The sequence below is a fragment of the Paraflavitalea sp. CAU 1676 genome, assembly GCF_029223285.1.
In the GTDB taxonomy this organism is placed as follows: domain Bacteria; phylum Bacteroidota; class Bacteroidia; order Chitinophagales; family Chitinophagaceae; genus Paraflavitalea.
This window is the reverse complement of sequence record NZ_JARHUJ010000013.1, coordinates 1-24,484: the sequence shown is the minus strand read 5'-3', so window position 1 is coordinate 24,484 and position 24,484 is coordinate 1. Positions and strand designations below refer to the sequence as shown.

The 24,484-nt window shown below is 45.0% G+C and carries 24 protein-coding genes; 17 read left to right on the top strand and 7 right to left on the bottom strand.

The window, feature by feature from the left end:
- The first annotated feature begins 43 nt into the window (after positions 1-43).
- The 7 genes from P2H89_RS33675 to P2H89_RS33645 all read left to right on the top strand — a co-directional run bounded on the left by P2H89_RS33675 (position 44) and on the right by P2H89_RS33645 (position 4,297).
- Complete coding sequence (locus P2H89_RS33675; protein ID WP_275835648.1) at positions 44-514, top strand: AraC family transcriptional regulator; 471 nt, start codon at positions 44-46, stop codon at positions 512-514.
- 45 nt (positions 515-559) lie between these two features.
- Entirely contained in the window at positions 560-985 is a 426-nt protein-coding gene (locus P2H89_RS33670) for a VOC family protein (RefSeq protein ID WP_275835646.1), read from the top strand.
- Positions 982-1,434, top strand: coding sequence for a DUF1569 domain-containing protein (locus P2H89_RS33665; protein WP_275835644.1), 453 nt, complete (start codon positions 982-984; stop codon positions 1,432-1,434). Before P2H89_RS33670 ends, P2H89_RS33665 begins: the two co-directional genes overlap by 4 nt.
- A 127-nt stretch (positions 1,435-1,561) precedes the next feature.
- Positions 1,562-2,116, top strand: coding sequence for a hypothetical protein (locus P2H89_RS33660; RefSeq protein ID WP_275835642.1), 555 nt, complete (start codon positions 1,562-1,564; stop codon positions 2,114-2,116).
- A gap of 389 nt (positions 2,117-2,505) precedes the next feature.
- Positions 2,506-2,985: a hypothetical protein gene (locus P2H89_RS33655; protein ID WP_275835640.1), complete on the top strand. Its 480-nt coding sequence runs from the start codon at positions 2,506-2,508 to the stop codon at positions 2,983-2,985.
- Between the two features lie 68 nt (positions 2,986-3,053).
- Entirely contained in the window at positions 3,054-3,395 is a 342-nt protein-coding gene (locus tag P2H89_RS33650) for a hypothetical protein (RefSeq protein WP_275835638.1), read from the top strand.
- 95 nt (positions 3,396-3,490) lie between these two features.
- Positions 3,491-4,297, top strand: coding sequence for a hypothetical protein (locus P2H89_RS33645; RefSeq protein ID WP_275835636.1), 807 nt, complete (start codon positions 3,491-3,493; stop codon positions 4,295-4,297).
- Positions 4,298-4,382: 85 nt separating this feature from the next.
- On the opposite strand, the gene P2H89_RS33640 is transcribed toward P2H89_RS33645, so the two are convergent.
- The gene (locus tag P2H89_RS33640) at positions 4,383-4,841 is read right to left on the bottom strand and encodes a DUF4279 domain-containing protein (protein WP_275835634.1); all 459 of its coding nucleotides are present in this window, start codon (positions 4,839-4,841) and stop codon (positions 4,383-4,385) included.
- 584 nt (positions 4,842-5,425) lie between these two features.
- Here P2H89_RS33640 and P2H89_RS33635 point away from each other — a divergent pair.
- The 6 genes from P2H89_RS33635 to P2H89_RS33610 all read left to right on the top strand — a co-directional run bounded on the left by P2H89_RS33635 (position 5,426) and on the right by P2H89_RS33610 (position 10,657).
- Complete coding sequence (locus P2H89_RS33635) at positions 5,426-6,100, top strand: GNAT family N-acyltransferase (protein ID WP_275835633.1); 675 nt, start codon at positions 5,426-5,428, stop codon at positions 6,098-6,100.
- Positions 6,101-6,120: 20 nt separating this feature from the next.
- Entirely contained in the window at positions 6,121-6,909 is a 789-nt protein-coding gene (locus P2H89_RS33630) for a methyltransferase (protein WP_275835631.1), read from the top strand.
- 115 nt (positions 6,910-7,024) lie between these two features.
- Complete coding sequence (locus P2H89_RS33625; RefSeq protein ID WP_275835629.1) at positions 7,025-7,423, top strand: VOC family protein; 399 nt, start codon at positions 7,025-7,027, stop codon at positions 7,421-7,423.
- Between the two features lie 950 nt (positions 7,424-8,373).
- Positions 8,374-8,616 carry a hypothetical protein gene (locus P2H89_RS33620; RefSeq protein WP_275835627.1) on the top strand — a complete coding sequence of 81 codons (243 nt, stop codon included), beginning with the start codon at positions 8,374-8,376 and terminating at the stop codon, positions 8,614-8,616.
- 183 nt (positions 8,617-8,799) lie between these two features.
- Positions 8,800-9,039: a hypothetical protein gene (locus P2H89_RS33615; RefSeq protein WP_275835625.1), complete on the top strand. Its 240-nt coding sequence runs from the start codon at positions 8,800-8,802 to the stop codon at positions 9,037-9,039.
- A 1,042-nt stretch (positions 9,040-10,081) separates the two neighbouring features.
- Entirely contained in the window at positions 10,082-10,657 is a 576-nt protein-coding gene (locus P2H89_RS33610; RefSeq protein WP_275835624.1) for a cupin domain-containing protein, read from the top strand.
- Positions 10,658-10,790: 133 nt separating this feature from the next.
- On the opposite strand, the gene P2H89_RS33605 is transcribed toward P2H89_RS33610, so the two are convergent.
- Complete coding sequence (locus tag P2H89_RS33605) at positions 10,791-12,752, bottom strand: ankyrin repeat domain-containing protein (RefSeq protein ID WP_275835622.1); 1,962 nt, start codon at positions 12,750-12,752, stop codon at positions 10,791-10,793.
- 169 nt (positions 12,753-12,921) lie between these two features.
- Here P2H89_RS33605 and P2H89_RS33600 point away from each other — a divergent pair, with 169 nt between their 5' ends.
- Positions 12,922-14,457 carry a M12 family metallopeptidase gene (locus tag P2H89_RS33600; RefSeq protein ID WP_275835620.1) on the top strand — a complete coding sequence of 512 codons (1,536 nt, stop codon included), beginning with the start codon at positions 12,922-12,924 and terminating at the stop codon, positions 14,455-14,457.
- A gap of 195 nt (positions 14,458-14,652) precedes the next feature.
- Here P2H89_RS33600 and P2H89_RS33595 read toward each other — a convergent pair whose 3' ends face one another.
- Both P2H89_RS33595 and P2H89_RS33590 read right to left on the bottom strand, forming a co-directional pair.
- Positions 14,653-16,626 carry an IPT/TIG domain-containing protein gene (locus tag P2H89_RS33595; protein ID WP_275835618.1) on the bottom strand — a complete coding sequence of 658 codons (1,974 nt, stop codon included), beginning with the start codon at positions 16,624-16,626 and terminating at the stop codon, positions 14,653-14,655.
- A gap of 259 nt (positions 16,627-16,885) precedes the next feature.
- Positions 16,886-19,027, bottom strand: coding sequence for a tetratricopeptide repeat protein (locus P2H89_RS33590; protein WP_275835616.1), 2,142 nt, complete (start codon positions 19,025-19,027; stop codon positions 16,886-16,888).
- A 400-nt stretch (positions 19,028-19,427) separates the two neighbouring features.
- On the opposite strand from P2H89_RS33590, the gene P2H89_RS33585 reads away from it, so the two are divergent.
- Positions 19,428-19,880, top strand: a complete 453-nt coding sequence (locus P2H89_RS33585; protein WP_275835614.1) for a hypothetical protein — start codon at positions 19,428-19,430, stop codon at positions 19,878-19,880.
- A 711-nt stretch (positions 19,881-20,591) separates the two neighbouring features.
- Here P2H89_RS33585 and P2H89_RS33580 read toward each other — a convergent pair.
- Positions 20,592-21,848 carry a hypothetical protein gene (locus P2H89_RS33580; protein WP_275835612.1) on the bottom strand — a complete coding sequence of 419 codons (1,257 nt, stop codon included), beginning with the start codon at positions 21,846-21,848 and terminating at the stop codon, positions 20,592-20,594.
- Between the two features lie 254 nt (positions 21,849-22,102).
- Here P2H89_RS33580 and P2H89_RS33575 point away from each other — a divergent pair, with 254 nt between their 5' ends.
- Entirely contained in the window at positions 22,103-22,708 is a 606-nt protein-coding gene (locus P2H89_RS33575; RefSeq protein ID WP_275835610.1) for a hypothetical protein, read from the top strand.
- A 214-nt stretch (positions 22,709-22,922) separates the two neighbouring features.
- Entirely contained in the window at positions 22,923-23,192 is a 270-nt protein-coding gene (locus P2H89_RS33570; RefSeq protein WP_275835608.1) for a hypothetical protein, read from the top strand.
- Positions 23,193-23,601: 409 nt separating this feature from the next.
- On the opposite strand, the gene P2H89_RS33565 is transcribed toward P2H89_RS33570, so the two are convergent.
- Positions 23,602-23,916 carry a single-stranded DNA-binding protein gene (locus P2H89_RS33565; RefSeq protein WP_275835606.1) on the bottom strand — a complete coding sequence of 105 codons (315 nt, stop codon included), beginning with the start codon at positions 23,914-23,916 and terminating at the stop codon, positions 23,602-23,604.
- Positions 23,917-23,969: 53 nt separating this feature from the next.
- Complete coding sequence (locus P2H89_RS33560) at positions 23,970-24,122, bottom strand: hypothetical protein (RefSeq protein WP_275835604.1); 153 nt, start codon at positions 24,120-24,122, stop codon at positions 23,970-23,972.
- Positions 24,123-24,484 lie beyond the last annotated feature (362 nt).

Here is a 24,484-nt window from a genome sequence, read left to right as displayed (position 1 = left end):
AATGCAAATACGATGACGATCAAGATAAAGAGACGCCTGGCACATGTCAACGGTAAAGACCATAGCAGCAGACCATTATCCCAGGATCTACCTGTATAGACGGATTGTGCAGGCAAAGCTTTTCATTGACAGATTCTACGCAGAGAAAATCGACCTCGACAATATCTCGGACGAAGCCTACTTCTCTAAATTTCACTTTATACGACTGTTCAAATCGATCTACGGCAAAACGCCACACCAATACCTGATTTCCGTACGAATCGATAAGGCCCGGGAACTGCTTCAACAAAGCAAATCAGTGAGTGAAGTATGTTTCTCGGTTGGCTTTGAAAGCGTTAGCAGCTTTAGCGGCTTATTTACCAAACTGGCAGGCAAAACGCCCTCTCAATACATCGCCGAATGCGCCCAACGGAAAAACCAGGTAGCCGCCAATCCATTGGCATTCGTCCCAAAATGCTACGCCTTTATGCACGGCTGGGACGAGAATAGCAATTTTGAAGACGCCCACCAGTAAAACTCCCCCCATCTTTGCGTTATGCTTCACCAATAAACAAACGCAATGATCACCAAGATGACCGTTACGAACATTCACGTTATTGACCAGGATAGCGCGTATGACTTCTATGTAAACAAACTGGGGTTCAAACTGGTAGATGATATACCTATGGGACCAGGCACCCGCTGGCTCACCGTTTCGCCTCCCGGCCAGCCCGACCTGCAACTGGTATTATTTCCCGTTACCGTCAGCAAATTGTTTCCCAAAGAAGATGCGGAGGCACTCATAGCCATGATCAAAAGAGGAATATTCGGATGTGGCGTACTGACCTGCAATGACATCTTTGCGACCTACGAAGAGTTGAGCGCAAAAGGAGTGGAGTTCATTAAAGTGCCTACCAAAGAATTTTATGGCACCGAAGCGCTCTTCAAGGATGATTCGGGCAACTATTTCTCTCTACAACCTATCAACAACTTCGATCGACCATGAAAACAGTATTTGACAAAGCAACGCGGGATGAGCTGGTGCAAAGGATCAACTCTTTGCCCGACAACGGACAAGCAGCCTGGGGCAAGATGAATATATTCCAGATGACCCGCCATTGCTGTATCTGGAACGAATGGGTACTGGGCAAAAAAGATTTCGTGTACAAACAGGACCTCCTCGGCAAGATATTTGGGAAAATTGCATTGAAAAGCAATACCAAAGACGATAAACCGATAACTAAGAACATGCCGGCGGGGAAGGCGTTTACCGTAAAAGAGAAAACCGGTGATTTGAAATTACACCTATCCACCTGGGTAAACCAGATTAAAGCCTACGAGCATTTCTCCAACGACCATTTCATCCACGACTTTTTCGGGAAGATGACGAAAGAGCAGATCGGCATCTTTGCCTACAAACACAATGACCACCACCTGAGGCAGTTCAATAGGTAGAACGCAGGTGGAGCCCCTGACGCGAAAAACCACCTCCATCGATTATACATTCCGTTTATCTTAAAAACCCCTCCCTTGCCGCTAAACTTGTGTATATTTAAGGGCATTACTCCATAGACAGTATAACATGGGACTATTTGATTTTTTTAAGAAGACAACAGACAATACAGGTAGTAACCTTGCTGCCAGTTTGATCCCCAAAACCTGTCCCATAGAAATCCCGGCTGATATAGAGAATGAAATTGATAAAATAAATTGGACAGGCTACCATACTGCATATGGAAGTGCAACAAACACCATCCCTTTTTATTTAAAGAACCTGTTTTGTGCTGATAATAAAATTTCAATGGACGCAACCCATCAGCTATGGTGCTCACTTTGCCATCAACATGTTTACATTTCTACAGCCGCTCTACCATCATATGACATTCTAAAAATAGGACTTACAAAACTTGACAACAAACTCCGGATCGAGATATTGGACATAATAAGGGGCTTTTCAACCTGCACGAGCGACAAATATTATACTGCAACCAATCATACACCAGCCGATTGGGAGAGAGCGTTAAAACAGAAACTCCTTGCAGATCTCAAGCTTTTCCAAAAATTAACCAACCATCCAAACAGTGAGATTTCAGCTTTCGCTACTGACATTGTTGACGATTTGACAAATGCCGACTAGAGCAAGGCCCACCATCCTTAGCACTTCATACATGCAACAAGTCATCACTATAATACTACTGACGCCTACCATAAGAAAGGACTAACAGCCCAAAACATGCAGTTTGCCGACACTGTTTGGTTTGACGTTAGCAAGCTACCTGAAGCCAGCATAAAGCGAGATTACCCCGAGCCATATTACAAGATAGAGGGAGGAAAGGCAATCCCGGTTATGGGGGCGTATATCGACGACCCCATTACCGGGAAGAAGGAAGGCGTATTAAAGGCAGGGCATATCATTCTATAGCCAACCACTAGCGCGATCAGGGGTGAATTCAATGTTAACTAACCTTTAGAGGTGGAAAAAAGCATGTAACTTAGTGCAAAGGAGAAATCCGAAAACTAATTAATATGGAAGCAAAATCGACCGACAGAAAACACTTTCAATTAATTGATAACGGAACAATACTCGGCGAACTGGCCTATAGCAGTTTACTCTCGTTCAAGGCTGAGATCAAGCTGGCGAATTCGACTGTGTATTCCTTAAAACCGCATGGCTTTTTTGAAACCAGCATTACCGTCTCCACCAACGGAACAGACATCGCACATTTGAAAATGAATTGGTATGGACATATCGTGATTGCTTTCGAGGACGGGCAAGAATTCCTATTTAAAGCAAAAGGTATTTTTCAACAAAAATTTATCATTGAAAACAAAGACGGGCAAAAGATCATTCATATTGCCCCACATTTTAACTGGAGCAAATTCAACTACAACTACGAGATCACCTTCGACAACACGGCCCAGGACACCTTACTTATTTTATTGGCCATATACGCCTCCAACTACTATATCGACTCCATGACAGGCTCTGTGGCAGGGATGTCATAAGGTCCAGGAACAAATCGGGTACGAAGAGCCGAGAGACAAAAAAACGCTGCGGCGCAAAAAACTAAAATTTGACACAAGAACTTCTCGAATATATCTACCGCAATTATTTCCACCTACGCAACGAGGAGGAAATGATACTATGTAATAAGCATTCGAATTATATGCAGTGGGATTTCCTTGTTAAAAAGGCTGGGATAGAGGTCATGAAAGATAAACTGGAAGACTATGAACTAACAGCCGACGAATTGGATTTTCTGGCGAATCTCGACAGACTAAAGCTAAACCAGGAAATCGCGATCAGAATATGGAACACGCATAAAGACGAGCTGTACATCAATAAATGCCCCACCTGTGGAGGCATCGCAAGAACCAAAGAAGGTCGTCAGTGTCGCAAAGGACACAGATGGTAAATACCTGAACAAATTACGCCCCACAACAATAAACCCTTTGCCACTATCACCAATAGTGATGAACTTGTGTATATTTACGAGTAATAGTCTGTTTTATGAAACCCCTGATATACCTAACGCCCCTTCTATTTTTCAGCTGTGCTCAACCACAGACTAACGACAAAACAATCCCAAACGCTGACACCGCCCAAAAAGCACAAGAGGTTATTATAGAATTGCCTGAGAAGAAAACTGAAAGGACTAAATATCATACAGATAAGGACACGGTCTATATATCCTCACAGGCAAAAGAAACTTTAAAGTATTCAAAAGAAGAGTTCAATGACATAGTCGATAATTTCCCCGAACTAACTTCAATGAATACTAAAAACCCAGACACCGCTTATTATTCAAAAATATGGGTAGACCTTGTTGATAGTTCAGGCAACAAAAAGCATTTGACATTTGACAGTGAGGCGGGACAAGACGAATATTACATACTGTATGCTTACTTTCTCAAACAGAAAAATGGCATTGCCAAATACTCAGCCAGACGAAAAAAGCTGTTTGAAATTTACTACACGTTGAATAGCCTTTTTGGAAACCTGAATCATGGAGGCACTTACTTTGGTCACCAGTATTCACGAATTGAAGGTTATGCAGAATTCTCCCTTTATTGGTTCAGGCGCTACGAAGATTACTTCGACAGACCATACGATATAACAAAACAAAAGCAATTTTATATAGCAGGGCTTAAACAACTTATTAAAGACGAAGTAAATATCGACCCCTATATAAACGGCGAAATCGAAAAAATTAAAAGGCGCAATGACCTATCCAAACTTGTAGACGACCTGAATAGCGAAATTACAGACAACTTCTACTTGCGTATGGCTCAATCTTTTCAGTCGGACTATTATTGACGACCTGAGCAGGGAGGGCACGAGCTATATCAAACGGCCTGCTCACTGCTATACATCACACAGGAAGTGACTATCCCGGGCCTGGTTACGCTGAATCTGCATCAGCGTCCTCTGGAAGAGAATACAAATCAAACTTTATATTAAGACCATAGTAGGCAAGATCAGAATATATTTTATCTGTAAGTAAAAATGACACGTGAAAATCATGAACAGATAGATACGCCAACATGTAGCTATTGGAATAAGTCGAAAACAACTCCCTAAACTTCTCTTTTTGGGTATTTAGGACGTTGAGCAATGACGCAATCCCGTTCTCAAATTCCCATTCCTTTGTATCGCGAATCTCGGGGGTTCTGTAAATCCAAAAGTTCCTTTCATTTTTCTTGTTTGGGATTGCTTTATTGCTCCAAGGACTATAAAATTGGGTTCCCCTTATTAAGATTTCAGAATATTCAACGCCAGTTATTCGAGTAATGATTTCGGGAGAGTCATCAAGTGTATCGACATATAAATTTGCACCAAATTTTGCCTTACAATCTTTCAATGCGATATATTTTTGCTAAATAACAAAAAATGCGCTGCATCACAATTAAAAGCTGTTGGAAATTTACAATACTTTAAATAGCATTTTTGAAACGCAGGCACTTCGCATGGAACCCAATATACCCGAACTGAAGGCTATGGCCTTTCAGGGCCTGCACAGCAAACACCCACCTCGAGGATTGTTTGAGTGAGTTAGACTCAATTCCTGTATTCAAAATGGATGATTTTGAAATTTCTTTTGAGGGGAACCAGGTTTGGTTCGAGGTCCATTGGGGACTAAGCACAGCCTGTCTGGCGGTTGACGGAGCCATGTAACATTGGAATGGAATGAAATTAAGAAGTATCTAAAACAACAACCCTGGGAAGCTAATGCGATCAGTACTTCTTATCTAGAATTTAAGTAACCGTTAGATGTCTGTGAATACCAGGTATCTTGCTTTACATTAAACACCAGAGCTTCAACCGGCTTGCAGGCCCTGGCTCAAATCCAAAATCGAACATTTGGCGACCTAGAAAAGGCATATCAGTCCAGTCACGATACTTGTTCTGAAAAATATCGCTAACATTAGGGTATATAATATCGTTATGGATTTCAAGATCGTACTGGTTCCTGCAACCGATCTGTCCAGCCCATTATACCTATCCTTGTGCCGTCTCAAATACGATATCCTCGTACTGGAGCAACAAAAAACGGTCGATCATTGTGATCACCGCCAACGACTGGTAATGGATGTATTGGACAAGCACGCTGTGACCTTAGTAGCCCTGAAAGGCGATGAAGTAATAGGAAGTATCCGGCTCAACTTCCCGGGCGACCATCCCCCTGATTATTCCCTGCTAAAAGATAATTACCGCCTCGACCTGTTTGAGGATACGGGCATTCTTTCCGAAACTTTTACCGTTACCCGTTTCCTGATAGCAACTCCTTATCGCAACAGCCGCGTGGCTTTCCAGCTGGTGACAGCCGCCACAGCCTACACGTACACCATATTGCACAAAACCCTTTCTATTGTAGGTTCCACAGCAGCCATTTACCGTTTTCACAGTCGGCTGGGTTATCGCCGGTATACTGCAGAACCGGTATTGTTCTCCGAAGGGATGTATGTATATCCCATGGTGGCAGACCTGAGCAATACCCATTCGCTGGAAGCCGTGCGATCGCCCCTGGTGTCTTTGCTGGGAGAGAATCAAAAACAAATACCAGGTATTTCAAGTATTGTGGATGGCTTTGTTCAACGATCCCCACAGCTTATCACCTAGATCAAAATAATGTCGATACCATGAGCCAACCATCTTATACCGAAACCGCCTTTAAAGATTTTATCGGTGAGCAGGGACGATTGCAATTGCAGGCCACTACTTTTCTCAAACAGGAATTTGCTTTGTTGCAACAACATGGACTGAGTGGCTGCCAGTCAGTTCTGGATATCGGTTGCGGTAAAGGCGAACTGGCCGCCATGGTGGCGATGCTAACGGGCAATGCAACTGTGCACGCCATCGATAACAACGCGGCATTTATTCAAGGCAATGCAGTTACCTATCGGAGTGTGGAGAACCTGCATTTTTTCCCGCTGGCCGCAGCGGATGAATTACCCACTACGTACGATCTCATGTATGCTAAATTTGTTTTTCAGCATCTGGCTGATCCGGCCGGCATCCTGCAACAATTGAAAGCGTCGTTGAAGGAGTCAGGCCGCCTCGTGATCATCGATGTATGCGATGAATGGATCTCGATGGATCCGGCGATTCCTCCACTGCAATCCTTGATCTTGAAGAGTATCGGGGTGCAACAGGAAAGATCGGGCAACCGCCTCATCGGCAAACAACTGGTGAATCTATTGAAACGTGCGGGCTATACTAACCTCCGGCTTGACCTGGTGCCGATCACCACTGAACAAATTGGCATCGACGCATTCTTCCAACTCGTTTTTTCTTACCGCGCCAATTTCAGCACGAACGATGTCGATCTGCCGGCATTGTATCACCAGGCGGTAGAGAAGGTGAAAGTATTAGATCATTTCTTTTGTACTACGCTCATTTGTTGTGTATCGGGTGAAAGGCCGCTTTAGCCGCCGCCAAATTAAGCGTTTATACGACGTTTTTCAGCGTACAGATGGTGAGGTTAACAGGCTGACTGCTCCAAGAAGGTTTTGTAGCTTTGGGCTCCTCCCAAAAGATCAACTTATGAAAGGAAGAAAAATATGGGCCAATTTGAGCGTAAAAAGCGCGACCCGTACCCGGCAATTCTATACCGCATTGGGCTGCAAGCCCAATCCATTCAACGACATGCCTCAATTGGCAAGTTTTTCATTTGGAGATGACGACTTTGTGATCCACTTTTTTGAACAGGGTTCACAAATAGATGAATACCTGCCGGCCGGCACCCTCAAAAGCAGCGAGGTCATATTTACCCTTTCTGCAGAATCGGAACAGGAAGTAAAGGAATGGGAAAGCAACGTAAAAGCGGCGGGTGGCACCATACTTCATGAAGCAGCCAGGGACAAAGCCGGCTACTTTATTCTTGTCTTTGCCGATCCTGATGGTCATAAGTTCAATGTGTTGTTGATGGATAAGATGATGTGATGCAGGTCTAAAAAGTACATGAAAGGCCTCACACAGGTTGGATCCATGCGCAACTCAACAGCCCGACCCGGCCTATCTACGTTCTAGTGTCAAGGAAAGTCAGGTTGCCCGCACCCCGTGATCGCGCATTAGCGCCTCATTAGGCCACAGGAACCCGCCCACCGACCCAACCTGCCACCATCGGCAAGATTGGCCGTTTTAAGCCTGCTAAACGCCCCAAATAAGCGCAATTCCCGGCAACCTCCCCAACCCGGCACCTAAAGCCTGCAGGCACCCGGTTTTCTGCCATTTCACTGCCACTTCACTGGAACTTCACTGCCACTTGCCCGAAACCATGTGCTATGGGGTACGATTTCCGGGCAATTGGCCCGCAACGGTCGGGCCACCGGACGCCCCTTTGTAGCGTGCAGCCTGTAAAGCTACACCCGTATCAATCGGGCACCCTGTAAAGCTCATTCAGTATTAAACCAAACACCTGTAAAGTTTTTCCAGTACAAGGCATCGCGAAAGACCTGATCGAAAAGACCATAGGCAGGATATCGCAGTTGCGCAAGAAATAAGGGTACCCGCACTTATCATTGCTCCAATAGCCGGCGGGGTGCCAGGGGAGTGGCCTGGGAGTCCTCTAAGGGTGCTACAGGTATAGTACAAGGGATGTACTGCAGGCAAGACCACCCTCAGGCCATTCCCTGACCACTCTGTGACCACCCCCAGACAACCCTGCGGGCACCTTTCCGGGCCATCCGGACCATTTCCCCGTAAACCGGCTCCAATACCCCCACAGCACCAGAAAGAGGCGCATTGCCACTTCACTGGAACTTCACTGCCCCTTTGCCTAAAAACACATCACCAAACCCCATCTCCGTCAGTTTCAGCACTTAGTAAGCCCTGCATCCTCGCCATTCAAATGACGCTCAACCTTGGCACAGTTCTTTCAATAGGCAATACCTATGAAAACAGCATCCCACATATCGCCCTCCTGGCTATACCGGTGCTTTTGCGCTTGCGCCGGGTTCATCCTCGTATCCAGCGATTATACCATTAACCTCATCGGGCTATACCCCCTGATGCACAAATCCGTCGCATACGCCCGCCTCTTTATCGCCCCCAGCTACTTGTTTATCGCCCCCGGCTACTTGCGCAAATCTTTCCTGTTCATTTGCCTCGTACTCGTCCTTTCTCTCATCCCTTAACGCCGGTAACGACCATTCATTCCTACACCCATTAGGGTAGGGAAGACGCCCTTCCGGCAGGATCACCAGTTTTGAGGAATAGCTGGCAAATATGTAGATATTTTTACCAGCATCCGCCTTATTTCAATGACCTGTTGCGGGTATACGTTTTGCGACACCTTCTTTGTTACCATCGCAAGCCATATGAATCAGCAGCCCAACAAAGGTGCCCCGGTTCCCAAGCGAACCCAGCCCGAGGATACTATGCCACCGCTGCCCGCCGCCAACGGTCCCGATACCGCTCCCGAAGATCCCGGCGCCCCCGCAGCCGATACCGACCTCCCCATCGACGGAGAGGTCCGCAACGACGCCGTGCTGCGCGGTGAAGAACATGCCGACGAAAAGATACCCCCGGCTACTGATGAAGAGAGAGCTAAAAAGTGAACCAGGCATTTCTGTCTGACCCAGCTTCGATAGGCGGCGACGACCATGAGATCGCGCACCCGGCTTCCAAAGCCCGCAGCAGGCCCACCAATTCCCTGTCGATTCAACACAAATAGCCTGAATATGGCCTCTCTTCATAGAGAGCGCAGGCAATATCCAGGCAATGTGCAGGCAATATGTAGGCAATGTGAAGAAAACAGGAGGCCTATCTAGGTTTGGCTGGTTATCAACGAAATACCGATTGTAATATTTGCCTGAATACAGGCATCAGTTTAAAAGAGTTTTTTGATTCACCCTTGTTTAAGCTGGATTAAATAAACTGGTTGGCACAATACAAAACAGCGCATGAGACTTAAAAAAGAGAAAAGTAGTTTGTTAACACAGCCTCCCGAAACAGCGCCTGCGAGCAGCAGCAAAATTACCACAGATAGCATGTTCAGGACTCTTCTCACTTACTAAAACAAGTTGGCGAGGTAAACGTTAACGCCGACGCAAACTTTTTTTTCAAAAACCCTGCGTTGCGTCCTTTCTCCCCGTTTACTGTATAACCCATTTAGACAACTCCGGAAACCCGTATAGTTATTTTAGCAAAGGACACCTTTCCTTGTTCGATCCTGACTATTTCCTAAGCTGGTCCTTGTTCGCTCCTTGTTCGTACCATGTTCGTACCTCCTTCGCTATTTTACGAAGAATTACCAATGAAATAGCGAACGAATACCGAACAAGTACCGAACAAAACAATACCAATTCCCCTCCATGGCCACACCCGTCGCCAGCATGCTTACTGTTAAAGAAAATTAAAAAAGTCACTAAATGCCACGGTTCGCCACGGGGCATTTGGAAATCGCCTGTGAGCCACCGTATCTTCGAATTGACCAACAGCAGGAGCAGCGGGAGCGGGGAGGAAGTAATTCAGCTTTAGTACCTTTATTGAACCATAGCACCGAAATCCCCCAACTTTTCCAATATCAACGTGCGATCGTCATACGCACCCCACCACCATCCACACGCCCTATTTTACAAACGCTAAAAACAAAAGTCTATGAACCGAAATTCATTCTTGAGGGCTGGATTGGCCATCGCTGCATTTCTCAGCGTTCCCTTTGGCGGACTTGCCGGGGACAAATACGGCAAAAAGGTTGGCAAAGGATTCAAGGTCGATGCGGGCAAAGACCGTCATGGAAAAAGTCTTTCTCTTTTTGAGGGAGATACTTTCTACTGTAAAGTTTCTTCAGAAGACACAGACGGAGGCATGTATATGTTTGAGTCAACACGCATAAAGGAAGGGGGACCTATACTGCACACGCACTATGATACTGATGAATGGTGGTATGTTTTACAAGGAGAATTTCTTATTAAGGTAGGTGACACCACCTACAATGCCAAAGCAGGCGACTTTGTATATGGTCCCAGAATGGTACCTCATACATTTGCAAAAGTTGGAACAGGAGAAGCGAAGGTGCTGATACTACATCAACCTGCCGGCAAGATGGAAGAATATTTTAAGAAACTCAGTGAAGGAGTGGCAGCCAACATGTCGGAAGAACAACGGAATAATATGCGAAAAGAACACGGCTTTGAAAAGGTGGGTCCGCCCTTGACCTATTTGAAACAGTAAATGATAACAAGATACCCATAACCGGCCACCGGCCTTAACGAATTTGATTAGTGTACGCCCTGCGTTTCAACGTGGGGCTTTTTAACTTCAACAACAACCTGGCGATTGTTGCTTGAGTACCCGGTAAAGTATTTTAATTATCCAAATAGATGGGATCTACCATGGTCCCTAAATAAGTTGTGGCATTATTAGACAGGGATTGAATTTCCGGTTTAAAAATCAAGTTCTCTGTATAATTAATCAGACCACCGGCCCTTATCTTATAAACATTTGTAATCATTGAACTTTGCTGTACTCCATATGAATTCCGGTAGTTTATGATAAAAGAGATTTGATAAATACCCGGATGGTAATCAAAGGAGATATCGCTACTATTAAATACTCTCACCTTATCTCTTAAATCCAACCCTTCCATATACGGCAGCTCCAGACCATAATAATTTACAGATTCAAGTGTGAATCCCTGAGGTAGTTGAAACTTAACCCGCGCTGATCCCAGATTTGACTCTTTCGATTTAAGATAGTCCGCTATAGCAGTAAACCCTTTATCTACAGCAATATCCCTTGCCGTTTCTTCATACCTATTCTTCATTTTCAAATTAACCCCAAACTCTACCAGCAGTTTCACCATCTCAACATTTCCATTTTGAGCAGCAATATGCAAAGCCGTATTCTGACTGTTGCCATTTATGGCATTTACCTGCGCTATGGGGGTGAAATAGGTAGTCAAATATTTCATTGTAGACATGTCGTTATTGATCGCCGCCTGAAAATAGGCCGGGATCCAGTTTGCCGTATAGAGCGGCATATATGATTGCACATTAAATATAGCCACATTTTTATGTCGATATGCATCATTGATGGCCTGAGTCATAGAGGGAGGCCGCATGCCTGCAGTGCTTAGCCTTGCGTTAACCGTATTGATCATTATCTCATTATAGGCCAGCTGCGATGTCGTGGTAATATTTACACGCTTAATCCCATGAAAAGAACTGTAGCTTGAAGAAGACGCATCTGAAAATGCGACTCCCGAGGCCAAAAATGTAAATAGGTTTCCATCACTTAAGGCTGCAGCAGCTTTCAGCACATCTATTGACTTCCCGATATCATCGGCCTGTACAGCTTCTATGTATTTCTTGTGCATGTCGCCCAAAGCAAGATTTTTACTATTCATCGCCTTTGCATAGGCTTCATTATGCGCCTTCACAAGGTCCTGCTTTGTAGTAGCGTAAAACCCCAAAACCGTACTGATCCTGTCCAGCATTGCCGGGGTGGCATCCCTGTATACTATACTGATGTCTGATTTATTGGAATTTGAAGCATCGAAGTTAACCCTGTTCTTTTCTACCACTCTATGGGTTTGCTGTTGCCATTTCCAAATGAAAAAACCTCCACTTGAACTTGATGTTGATTGAATGATCTCTCTAAAAACATCAATCTTAATTTTCGTCAGCAGTTCCTCCTTAATATTGATCGAAATTGATGAGAAGTTTTGGTAGGGGAAATCATATTCTATTTTCACATCAAATTTACCCAGCCTTATTAAATTTACCTTACTGGCGGGAATGCGGAACTTCCCATTGAAGTTGGCGTCCAGGATGCCAGTTAAAGTTAATGTCTCAAATTCCTCATTGTCTAAATATAACTTGACTTTGGTTTGTTGGGGCTTAACAAAAGTTACTAAATAGTTGCCTTGGGCTACCGTGGCATATTTTGAGAAATTAAATCCTTTACCGGCAATGTAGTTAATGACATCTTGCTTAAAGCTGGATGGTAAATGACTGGTATTGGTGTGTATTTTAAAGTTCAAAAACAGATCTCCATTATCCGCTATTTCTATGCCTGTGTTGGCAGTAGGTGCGCCGAAGCCCCATGGAGTATTGTGGTAATAGGCAGTACCAGGCAGCCCAAGCACAGGCAACACGTATATATTCCTGGAGGTTTGGGTACCTTCCACAAACTCCACATATCCCTGATAGGAATCCATCACCTTAAACCAAGGAAATTCGGCGGCATGGGACCTTAATGATAACAAGTGGGACGAACATATAAAGAACAATCCAGCCAAAGTGGCTCTAGCAGTAAGTGAGCGCATAGCGTTCAAGGGTTTAATGCATTAAATATAGCTTAAACTTTTTGATAATTTGTTTTAACCCGGCATTCTTCCAAAACATATTTAGCCATCCGCAAACAGGCGTTTTTGGATATTAAAAAGTGTTTTATTTTGATAATAATACTCAGTATATTAGCATAAACCCTCCGTCGTGAACCTCTTACGCCTAGCTGCTTTCTCTATCTTTTTATCATTAACCTCTCCCTGTTTTAGTCAACTGACATCCTGTATAGATAAAGCAGTGACGACCTCCCTCGAAAATGTGCAATATGGCGTACTTGATGCTAACGCCAAATGGACAAATGGATCAATTTTAACTGTCCGGTTTCTTGGAGGCAGTTCACACATTCATCAAAAGATCAAAGAATACGCCAGGGTGTGGGAAAGCTTTGCCAACATAAAATTCAACTTCATTTCGTATGGCAATGCAGATATCCGAATTGGGTTTGATCCTTCAGGATATTGGTCTTATGCGGGTACACATTCTAAGAATATTGAGCAGAACAAACAGACGATGAATTATGAAGGATTCAGTGAATCCACTCCTGAAATTGTACTAAAAAGGACGATCCTTCACGAATTTGGTCACGCGCTGGGGCTATTGCATGAGCATAAATCACCGATAAGTCGTATACAATGGAATAAACCCAAAGTCTATGCTCATTACATGCAGCTCCAGGGCTGGAGCCAGCAAAAGGTAGATGAACAGGTACTGAATCGCTATAGCGTAGAAATGTCCAACAAGGAATATGATCCCTCCTCGATCATGCATTATCCGATAGATGGCTCCTTAACCATGGATGGTTATTCTGTAAGCTGGAATACCGAGCTTTCGGCGGGAGATAAGAAGCTCATAGGAGAAATGTATCCATTTTACAATACCCCACCTATTACATCACCGGGTGTTACCAGCAGTAGTGCTGCTGCCTCTTGCCAACTTAACAACGTGGCCATTACGCACAATTTGCTTCGCAATGGCAAATATGGCATAGGTATCAATGGAAACTATCAAATCCAAAATGCACAAGGCAAGAAATGCAAGTTTGTCGCTTTTTTTTATAATGCAAACGGCACCCCGCTTAAAGACTTTAACCAGCAATACTATTCGAACAATGGTAATGTTGTAGTAGGTGAGGAAGTAACTGCGAACTACGCTTCAACACTATTTAATACCCAGCTTTTCATTCCTTATGAGGAATTGCATCTGGCAACCGGTAATCACAATCTAAAAGTAATTATTTCCGTGTTTGATGATCAGGTACGAGAAATTGCTCAAGCCGGAGCTGCCTATTTTACGTACCGTAATGGCCCGGTCATATCTCCCATAATAAACATACAAAGCTTTGACAATTTCAACATTAAGGTGATGCCAAAGTTTACCATACAAAACGCCAGACTAAATCAATTGTCACTGGTTGCCCATTTCTATTTTGAAAATGGGACGCCTGTCACCTACTACGACGCTTACGGAAGGATTCAGAATCTCGCAATCAGTTACAACTTTATTCCGGGCTTTGATAACACTACCTATAACTATGGCTACTATAGCGATCTCCTGTTGAATGTATCCTACAACTTTTTCCCAGTCTTATACCGAAGTACTTCTTACAAGTATTACACTACCATTGTGAAAGATGGCTTTCAGATAGGAACCAGTGGCTGGACGAGTTTTATTCTCAATAGATAAAATTTCCAGGCAATAGGCCGCTAATGGTCAGCGGACACCTCTTGTCGGCGCTACCAGTTCCTGTCCTTGTGTCTTTGCGCTAATAAATCGTAGCACCTCGCTCAAAGCGATGCAGGTAGTGCGGGCATAACTGGCATTAAAAATTCAAGGTCACAAATTGTGACCTTGAACAAAGAATAGATAATGGATTGGCTGTTAATAATTGGGATTATACCTATACACGATGCCCTCAGGTGTCCAGGCATAGATTTTCCCGGCCACTACGGCTGCGTTGTAATTTCCAGACATAAACGTATTGGGCAGGGTAAGCATCTTGCTCCAGCTATTGGTGGCGGGATCATATTCATACAAATTCACCTGGGAAATGGTTCCGACAATTTCTGCCACCAGCACGTATAATTTTCCGTTTATCGTAAAGCCAGGCGATTCCGTATACGGACTTACCGGGCAATCAGCCAGGTTGCTGGTGATGCTGTTGGTTGCCGGACTATACTTATACAATTTATTGGTCCAGCTAAACGTAGTTTTGGAATAGCCACCAAACCAATACAGATCATTACCGATTACAACCGTAGTTGCCTTCTCGATATAGGGTACCCCTGCAACCGCTTTGTTGGTAAAAGTGCCCATGCCAGCAGCAGCGGCAGGGTCAAACTGGTAAATGCTTTGGCTCCTGGCAGTGTATAATACCCCGTTAATGGTAAATGTACCGGTAGCGTCCAGTTGATAAGGCGCGTCATTCATTTTTTTCCAGGCTGCATCTCCGGTTTGGGCCGGATCATACTGCCACCAGTCGTTCAGATAGTTAAGCGTACTCCCCATCCAATTGCTGCCGGCGCCAACATACAGTTTTCCGTTTAAAACCGCAGCTGTGCCATTGTTGCGTGGGAGCATAGTGGAGGGCAGTACCGGTCCGGCCGACCAGGTATTACTAGCCGGATCAAATACCCTGAAGCCAGGATTGTGGTTGGTATTGCTACCGTTGCCATAACCCAAGCCCACATATATCTTGTTATTATGCACGAATGAAATGTTATCCCGGTAATGACCATATTCCATGTTGTTGCGCAACTCCATTAGATTGGTCACCGTAAACCAGCCCCCCTCTACAGTGTTACCCACCTGTTTTATCACTACTTTACCAGTTAAAGCTGTCGGCGGCACATCGAACTTAATACTTGTAGGGGTTCGCTCTGTAAAGCTGGTAATTTGCAAAGGCCCAAACCAAACTTCCGCAGTCGCCAGAAAATTCTTCCCCGTCAGCGATACCTGCGATCCTCTTGGGCCGTGGTCGGGTGAAAAGGCAGTAATAGAAGGAAGTATGGTGAACTTTTCAGCACTGATAGCTTCCTGGCCTTTTATGGTTACGCTGATCTTATCGAAGGGGGCAGCCGCCGGCACTTTCACTTTTAATTTAGTAGCGGTAGCTTCTGTAATTTCAGTGGCCGCTATAGAACCAAAGCGTACAGCGTTATCTGTTAATACCGTACTGAAGTTGGTCCCACTGATCTCAATGACATCTCCTTCTGTTGCCTTATCGGGGGTAAACCCAGTGATGGTTGGCTTCACCCAGAAGTCGGCCATGCTCAATGCTTCGAGGCTGCTAGCCGTTACCTTCACCTTTCCGTTCAAGGCTCCTGCAGGAACTTTGGCAGTAAGTTTTGTTTTACTTACGAAAGTTACTTCCGTGGCTGCTATGCCGCCAAAATACACCTTGCTGTTTACGGTGAAGCGGTTGCCGGTAATTTCCACCAGCAGGCCAATATCGCCTTTTTCGGGTATCAGGTTCGAAATAATGGGAGCCGTGGGGTTTACTTTAAAATCGGTAGCAGAAGCAACAACCTTGTCACCTATGGTTACCGTGATCTTTCCCGTTGTTGCGTCTTCAGGAACAGTCACCGAAAGCTCTGTGGCGGTGGCCGTGTTTATGGTTGCCGGCGTGCCATTGAACTTAACCGTATTCTGTGATTTGTCGGACGAAAAAGCAACACCTTTTATCACAATGGTAGCACCTTCGGCTGCCTCAGCCGGTGAAAATGAAGTTATTCCAGGATCCTGCGCTGGTTTGTCTTTTTTGTGGCACCCTATTACGAGGGCCAGCAGGAGGCCAATAACTGGCAGGGTAAACAACAGTCTGGCACGTGGCCGTAAAATGGATTTGATTTGCATAGATACAGATTTCGTTTTTTTACCGGTACAGGACATAAGTTGGATGTCCATACAAGTCGTTTATGATGACTGAATTGCAGGGGTTCGCGTGAGCAAACAAACGACATCAAAATTCATTATGTTGTTGGTAGAACGCTGCCTGGTAACCTGGAATAAGGCTTTGACGGCCGGTGTGCGCGAATAGCGTGCTGAGGTGTTCGAAAATGCCGTTGAATTCAGGTTATCAACGTAGAAATTCACCAGCGGATTAAACAGTAAGTTATTTCTTATAAATGTTCACCTGCGGATTTACCTGCTTTTCGCCGGCAAACAGCTGCTTGAAGGGGCCTTCTTCAAAATCTATATGAGGTCCATAACCACTACTAATGCCGATCGTGTAACCTACTCCTGCTTTTACACTGCCTCCTTCTTTACTCGCTTCTATTTCGAAGCCACCTTTCGATACGCTACCGGAAAATTCATACCCGGCAGAAACACCGGCGCCGAATTTCATGCCCAGGTCGGAAATATGATTGATGCCATCGTAGGTGATGTATAAGGTCTGACTAACACTTGCTGCCAAACTGCCTTCAACGCCCGGCAGGGAGGCACCTGTAGAGGCACTGGCACCAATGCCTATAGAAAACGTAGATTGACGGGTTATGAAGTTCTGCGTAAAGCTGAATTGAGCACCTTCTCCCATACTAAAACCTGCCTCCTCACAATTCACAGATAGCTCGCCCACAACAAAAGGAATCTTAATATCAACAGGACATTCCAGTTTCCATTCAGGAGCGATTTCCTGCTTTACAGGCTTTCTGTCCTGGTAGCCGCAGGCGGGATTAATTGTAAATGAGTTGTTGAAGATCTTAAGGCTGTTTATATATTCCTGTGCAGCCTTATAATAGGCAGCCTGGGCCAATTGCTTGTTTTGGGCAGAAAGATAACCCCAGTAGGAAGTAACGTAAAACACGCTTAATGAAAAGTGCTGCCGCTTCCGGCGGTAGTTTTCCGTAGCCCCGGCCCGGTCTTTCAGGTAAATATTGGCGGCATCATTGAGCTTGATGCAGCGTTCCTTCGTCAACCTTTCCAATTGAGCACAATCGCCCGGCCGGCCGTCTGCACATTTCAGCCCTTTTATCTTTTCAGTATACTCTGCCTCTATAGACAGGGCCTTCTTTTTATAATTACTGTCCAGTCGTGTTACCTGTAGTCTATGATCTTCATCAATCTTCTTCAGCACATCGGTATCGGCCCGCACATTTTTCGAGAAATGCCTTAATTTAAAAGTGGCGAGCGAAGAGAAGGTACGGCCAAAGTTGCTTAGCCTGTCGGGATTGGCAAATAGTTTCTGCTGTTCTTTTTGCATCAGCGCGAGGCCTTCCTTTTCTAACGGACCGTACAGATTATTTAACTTGCCGGAAGTAGCCACCAATGCATCACCAAAAGCCCTCGTATCTGCCTTGACCGCTTCAGCCTCCGTCACCAACAGCTGCAGCTGGGGTAATTTAATTTTATATTCATTAAACCCGTCGGGCAACTCTACTTTGGGGATAGTTGCTTCATATACTTTTTTGGGTTCTACCCGTTTCAACAGGTTGCTGGCGGCCTCGGTAAAGCCTCCCTCCAGGGAGTTTTTAGCAAAATCCGTCGCCCTGGCATTATTGCCTTCTGCAGCCTCGATATGGCCAAGGGTATTATTGGCTTCCGGATGTTTGGGGTTTATCTTTACGCAACGCAGCAGGTATAATCTAGCATTGGCTTTGTCGCCCAATGCTGCATAACATTGCCCCAGGTTATTTAATACGAGCGGATCATTGGGCAGCTTCTGAACGAGATACAGCAAAATGGGAATGGCTTTCTCCGGTACATTACCCATGTTCAGCAAGGCCGAAAGATTATTCAAAGCCAGTCCATCATCTACATTTTGTTCGCTCGCTTTGGCAGCCAGGGCAACGGCGGTAACCGGCGCCTTTCTATAATACCAGCCCGCTATCGCGAGTTGCGATAGTTTACCGGGTGCGGTGGTAGTTATGATCTTGTCAATCTCCTTTTTGTGTGCCGCCGGAACTTTCGTAACGATGGTGGTATACACAGCACCGACGTATTTTTGTACTTCCGCCTTCGTCATGACCTTAGCCGGTATAGAAGAAAGCTTGCCGCTTCTGCCAGGAAACAAAGCAGTGTCCTTTTCCCGCTCTCTCATTTCCGGCCCGGCTTTCGCCATGTTCTTTTCGCCCTGCTCCAGCATGTCCATCACCTTCTTGGCTTCATCCGGTGGCAGGTCTTTCATCTTCTTCAATAGCTCTTCCCGCATCTTTTGATATTCTGCACTGGTTTGTTTCTTATCCTGTGCACCAGCGACATTCCACAGACAGCTTATCAATATGAATAAGCAACATGCCTTTACTGTTTTCTTCATAAAACGGTCTTTTAAAGATCAGCTTCCCGGCAAATGCCAGGAAGCCTGAACTTATTGCGGCCAAAACTATTGGCCAGGCCCTATGTATGGATAGCTGGTGTGGTAAAATGCTTTAATTGACTGTTAAGATGATGAATTGAAAGTGCGACATTTTTTGGGGGAGGGTGGAAGCATGGGCGACGCGGTGAGTGCCAGAAAAAAACACCGTGCGCCGATTCCGTTACCCAGGCACATGCCTTGACAGAAAAAAAGTTGAACCCTCTTTGGTACGTAAGCTTCAATTAGTTGTTTCTAATAAAAAGGAACTTAATTAATCAAACGACCTTGCGGAAGAATCATACACCTCAATATCCGTGCATGAGGATGTATGTCGAGCCACAGATGCAGAAAGAAGAATCCTATGAAACATGAAAGGTATGACAACCTATCGATCAGCGACGATTACCTGGAATACGAATTCACAAGTAAGGGCCCCAAGGGCGAGATACCTAAGATAATACAGTTTACCAAAACCCTTGACGAGTCAACCTTGATGCTTGCATTCGGCAATAAAAAGGCAGATGGCACCATAGATGACCTTGCAAGGGATGATAACAAAGACCGAAATAAAATTCTTTCTACGGTCGTCTCCGCGGTTAGATACTTCTTTATAACACATCCTGAAAAAAGGTTATTTTTTTCAGGGAGCACGCCTGAAAGGACAAGATTGTATCGAATGGCAATATGCCTGAATTATGAGGAACTATCGATTGAGTTTGAAATACTTGGCCTTTTAACCGAAAAGGATAATTACATTGAAGTTGCTTTCGAAAAAGGACTTGAATATCTAGGTTTTCTAGTAAGTAAAAAATAGTATATTTGTAATATGAAGGTAAAGGCAAGTAATAAAAAACGGGCCTCTAAATTGGCAGCATCTCTGGGGATGACCCTTACGGTAGTTAAGGAGAAATCCGAAAAGGTATACTTCCCAGAAAAGTTAGAGCAGGCCAATAGGATATTGTCCAAAACTAAGTTCAGGCATGTAAAATGAGCCTGTAAACAATAATGATATCGAGCCACCTTATGGTGGCTTTTTTTATTATCGAAGCGGCACCTCTAGCATCAACCTTACCCAAGCCGCCCAGGCACCAATTACTATCTTGACAGCTGCAGAAAAGATTTCCCCAAAATAAAGTTTGCTTTCGTTTAGTACACAGATGCGGTTTTGTTGTTTCTATAATAAAGGATAAGGTTTAATGGTTAACGAATTTGATTAGTGTACGCCCTGCATTTCAATGCGGGGCTTTTACTATTGTATGCGGGGAGAGTGGACTAGTATGAAGCCCTGAACCTTCAAGGTCACAATTTGTGACCTTGAACACGACATGAAGAGGAATCAGCCGCCCGTAACGTTTAAAAGCAACGCCACTCGACTTTGCTGTCTAACATCCAACTTACTAAGTATGAATGGTATACTATTAACTTGCAAAGCAGCGACAGCAACGCCGAAATCTTAAGATCACAAATTGTGATCTTGAATACGGGGTGAAAAAAAATAAGAATGCCAATATTTATTAGACTTGAGCTATTCCGTCCTTCTTGCCTTAAAGCGTCCGGAGACCGAAGAGCTTCCCAGGTACCCCTGATCCGGATCATGACGTGCGGCATTGGTAACCACAAAAGTGCCAGTTACGAACTGGCCAACGGCCCCAAACTGGTCTATCTTCACATAGCCGTCACTGGGGAATTTTCCTAATTCGCCGGCATGACTGATCAGGAAGCCGTCATTGGGAAAATCCTCCGGCGAAAAATGGAACTGGTTAAACTTCATATCCCAAACATGATTTCCTATAGCATTGCCTCCCCAGACGATGTAACCGCGCTCGATACGGGAAGGTCTTTCTTCCCAGGAAATACTGTACGTGTTGCTGCTGACAATCCTCTCGGCTTCTGCCGCTGCATAAATATAGGTTTTGGAACCCAGGGTGATCATAATATACGTTTCTTCCGGCTCTACATACACGCGTGCCAGCATGTTGCGGGGGAACCCTTTTAAGGTCACAGCAATGGAAGCGGGGTTCATGATGGGATTGTCCTTGTCCGAAGCCTTATAAATAGCCGTAGCTCCTTGTGGGGTCAGCGTACCCACACCATACCCAGTGGCAAGCAATTCCCACTTATCTATCAGGGCCGGCAGCACGGGGGCGCCAAACACCAACGCCTGTTCGCCATGATGATCATTAGAGGGATTCCAGAGGCCGCACAATCCTTCCGAACCTATTCCTCCCACGAAACTCAATACCTGTAGTTTCACCTGTTCGTTCTTTTTGATATAACTTTCCAGGGGCACGAGGCGGATGGGTGATAAAAGGCACCAGTCGCCGCCCTTCGATGCCTCGATGCTTAATATACGATTCACGGCATCGATCACCCGGTTCATTTTCATCTTCCAGGCTCCGGAAGAATCCTGGTAACCCAAACTCAGGTTGCAGGGGTCGATATCTAATGAATCCACTCCACTGTAGTCTACTTTTATAGTGACCGGTTTGGCAAATGACAGGGAAGGGCTTATCCGGTAGCTCAGGCCCACGCCGGCTGGGTTGGTATTTTGGATCGCCTGCACCCTGATAGTCGTATTGCCGGTCAATGCACCGGCAGGGATGATCACTTGTAGCCGGCTGTCTGCCGAAGCGAGGCTGCCCCCTTGCGGTCCGATCACCTGTTCAGCCAGCAGGCCATAGGGCTGGCCCTGCTCAGTCACCAATACTTTGCCGGTTGAAGGATCGTTGGATGGTTTAGAACAGCTGCATAAAACGAAACAGGTTAATAATGCGGCTAACATACACTTCATAAGGAATTTAATCAAAGCACCAAGTTAGCCTTAGCTGCCATCCAGTACCGCAGGCATCTGACGAAGAACCGAATAGTCCTATGATTAACGCATCTCTCTGACGAAGTGCAGCTTGCCTGAGGTTGACCAGGTAGGTACATCAGCTGCCCGAACTCAGGTCCCGATCACGGCCCCATACACCCGACGTTAAAAAAACCTTAATGGCATAGATTTGTGCAAATAGCAACGTATTATAGCGTTACATTATGACCCTCAAAACATACCTGCCCATCATCGCGGCCTGTGCATTTGCAGCCTGCAACAATAACGGCCACCAGGACAAATCCAAACAAGAAACGCCCAAAGCTTTGGAAGCCAAAAGTTCTTCGTACGAATTGGTCTCAAAGAGCAGAGGGGACGATTTGGTCGAAAGCCTTTACAGCGAACTGATCAGCAAAGACAAAGACTTAAAAGAGTTAGAAGACAAACTGACGGCCATTCGGGAGAGTTGGCCGGACTCAATCGCTTCATTCAACCAATTCAAGGAAAAGAATGATGCTTACATAAAGGCTGCCAACAACCATATAGAAACCATTGGGGATTCGCTTTTGCGGAAAAAAATGGAAGCGCTGATTACAGCCAATTTGAATAAGTACAATGTTTCAATTGCTCGTCACCAGGTGTTTCTGGCAAGTGTCGACCAAAAAAACAAATCCATTGCCGATCTTCATACCGTCCTCAAAATTGTAAAGACACTTCCATTGATCGAACGTTATCAACGTGAAAACCGTCCCTCCACCAGGCCGATCGTAGGTTTTGAGAAGGAACAGGATAAAGTAATTCAGCTGGCCGACACATTGATAAAGCAATAATCCGGCTTTCCACTAATGAGTCCCTTTAGTACACCCAGGCGTTTTTTTGTTTCAAAGTAACTATCGGAAGAAGTTGATAAAGCAGAATGGTCATGTCCTGGAAGAGCAGCTCAGCCCATCATGACATTCCACAAAAAATATAGAACTTTACTATCTAATTGAAATGCGTCAGTGATATCCAAAGGGTATAACGGGTTATTAATAAATGATTTTCATGAATAAGTATTACTTATTAAAAAAGACACCCGACAGAGATAACAAAAAAGCAGCTAATAGTTCTCTTCTTGATTATGATCAGCTCGAATTACTGCAGGGCAGGGTTGAAATAAAGGATAAAATCTTTCGCGTAAAAAAGGGATTTGACAATTTTGACTTTCTGGAAACAGATTGGCCGGGTTTAAAGTTGTGCTCCGAACGGGTAGTGGAGTTTTTAGAAAAACAATGTGTAAGGATGCTCATTTACCAATGTGACACTAGTTTGTAGCACAATTGAAAACAAGTTGGCCCAATGGGAGGGTGTGTGCTAACCTTGTCACTCGACCTTTAAGGTCACAAATTGTGACCTTAAAGGCAACACGGGGCAGGCACCAGCCGCCCACAACGCTTAAAAGCTATGCCATTCGACTAGCGGCCTCATGCTCCAACTCACTAAGGATCAACGGGATACCTCACCCCGTATGGCACCAACTGCACCCCTAAAATCTTAAGATCACAATTTGTGATCTTAAGTGAAAATAAAAAGTTGAGATCCCTTTAGTACACCAACGCGGTTTTGTTGTTTCTATAGGAAAGGATAAGGTTTACGGTTAACGCATTTGATGAAAAATAGCCCTGCGTATTCACGCGGGGTTTCGTGTGTGCGGAGGCTTACCGGCGGTTCACCTTATCTCCAATCAGGGAGAATTTGGTGGCGGTAATTCGATGGCCGCTACATTTTGTCCGCATTCGCCGATCGTGTTGTACAGGGAAAGCATCCCTTCGATGACGACTGCGCCGCGATGCTTACAGTGTTTTTCGCACATGTCGGCTACATCGTCGTAAGCGACTACGTTGATGGCCATGGTGCCCAAATGCTGATTGCATGCGGCGTTGCGATGAACGGAATCGAGCATAACCGTGCATTGCACGCAGGTGTCGCCCTTCTTGCTTTTGTGGATGATGGGCTTACCGAACAGGTGACCTGTTAGTTGTACTTTGTTGTTGTGCATATGGTTTACTTGTTGAGGTAGTGATAAAAGTGGGGTGAGGGGCTGTGCACCCATTACATTTCCGGGCCAGTGGCTTTCCACCAGTCGGGATCGGGAAACAGTTCTTCGTAGTCCACTTCGCCGACTGTTACGGCCCTTATCTTTATTTTGACCTTGTAGCCTTCGCTGGCGGGGAACTTTTCGCCAAAAAGACTGTTCACTTCCATGAACCAGTTGGCGAAGCGCCTGGTAACCGGAAAAGTGGTGAACAGGTGTCGGCTGCGCCAGTGACAGCGATGTAACCGGCCATCTTTAGGCGGCGGTCACCTTTTTGACGTACCATCATTGCAAGTTTTTTTTTAGATGAATGAATAAATGCTATTGTGACGGGTGTTGGATACAAGATTACGAAGGTGGCAGATACGGCTTGTCGTATTTCGGAACATTGTTACTTTATTGGTACATTCTGTCACGTCCTGAAATCGCTTTACAGTTTTGGGTAGTAAGTCTGTAACTTAAATTTACCCAAGTATGAATCTAAAGAAAGAAGGCCGGGATTCGATTTATGACAGCAGTTTGAAGATCACGG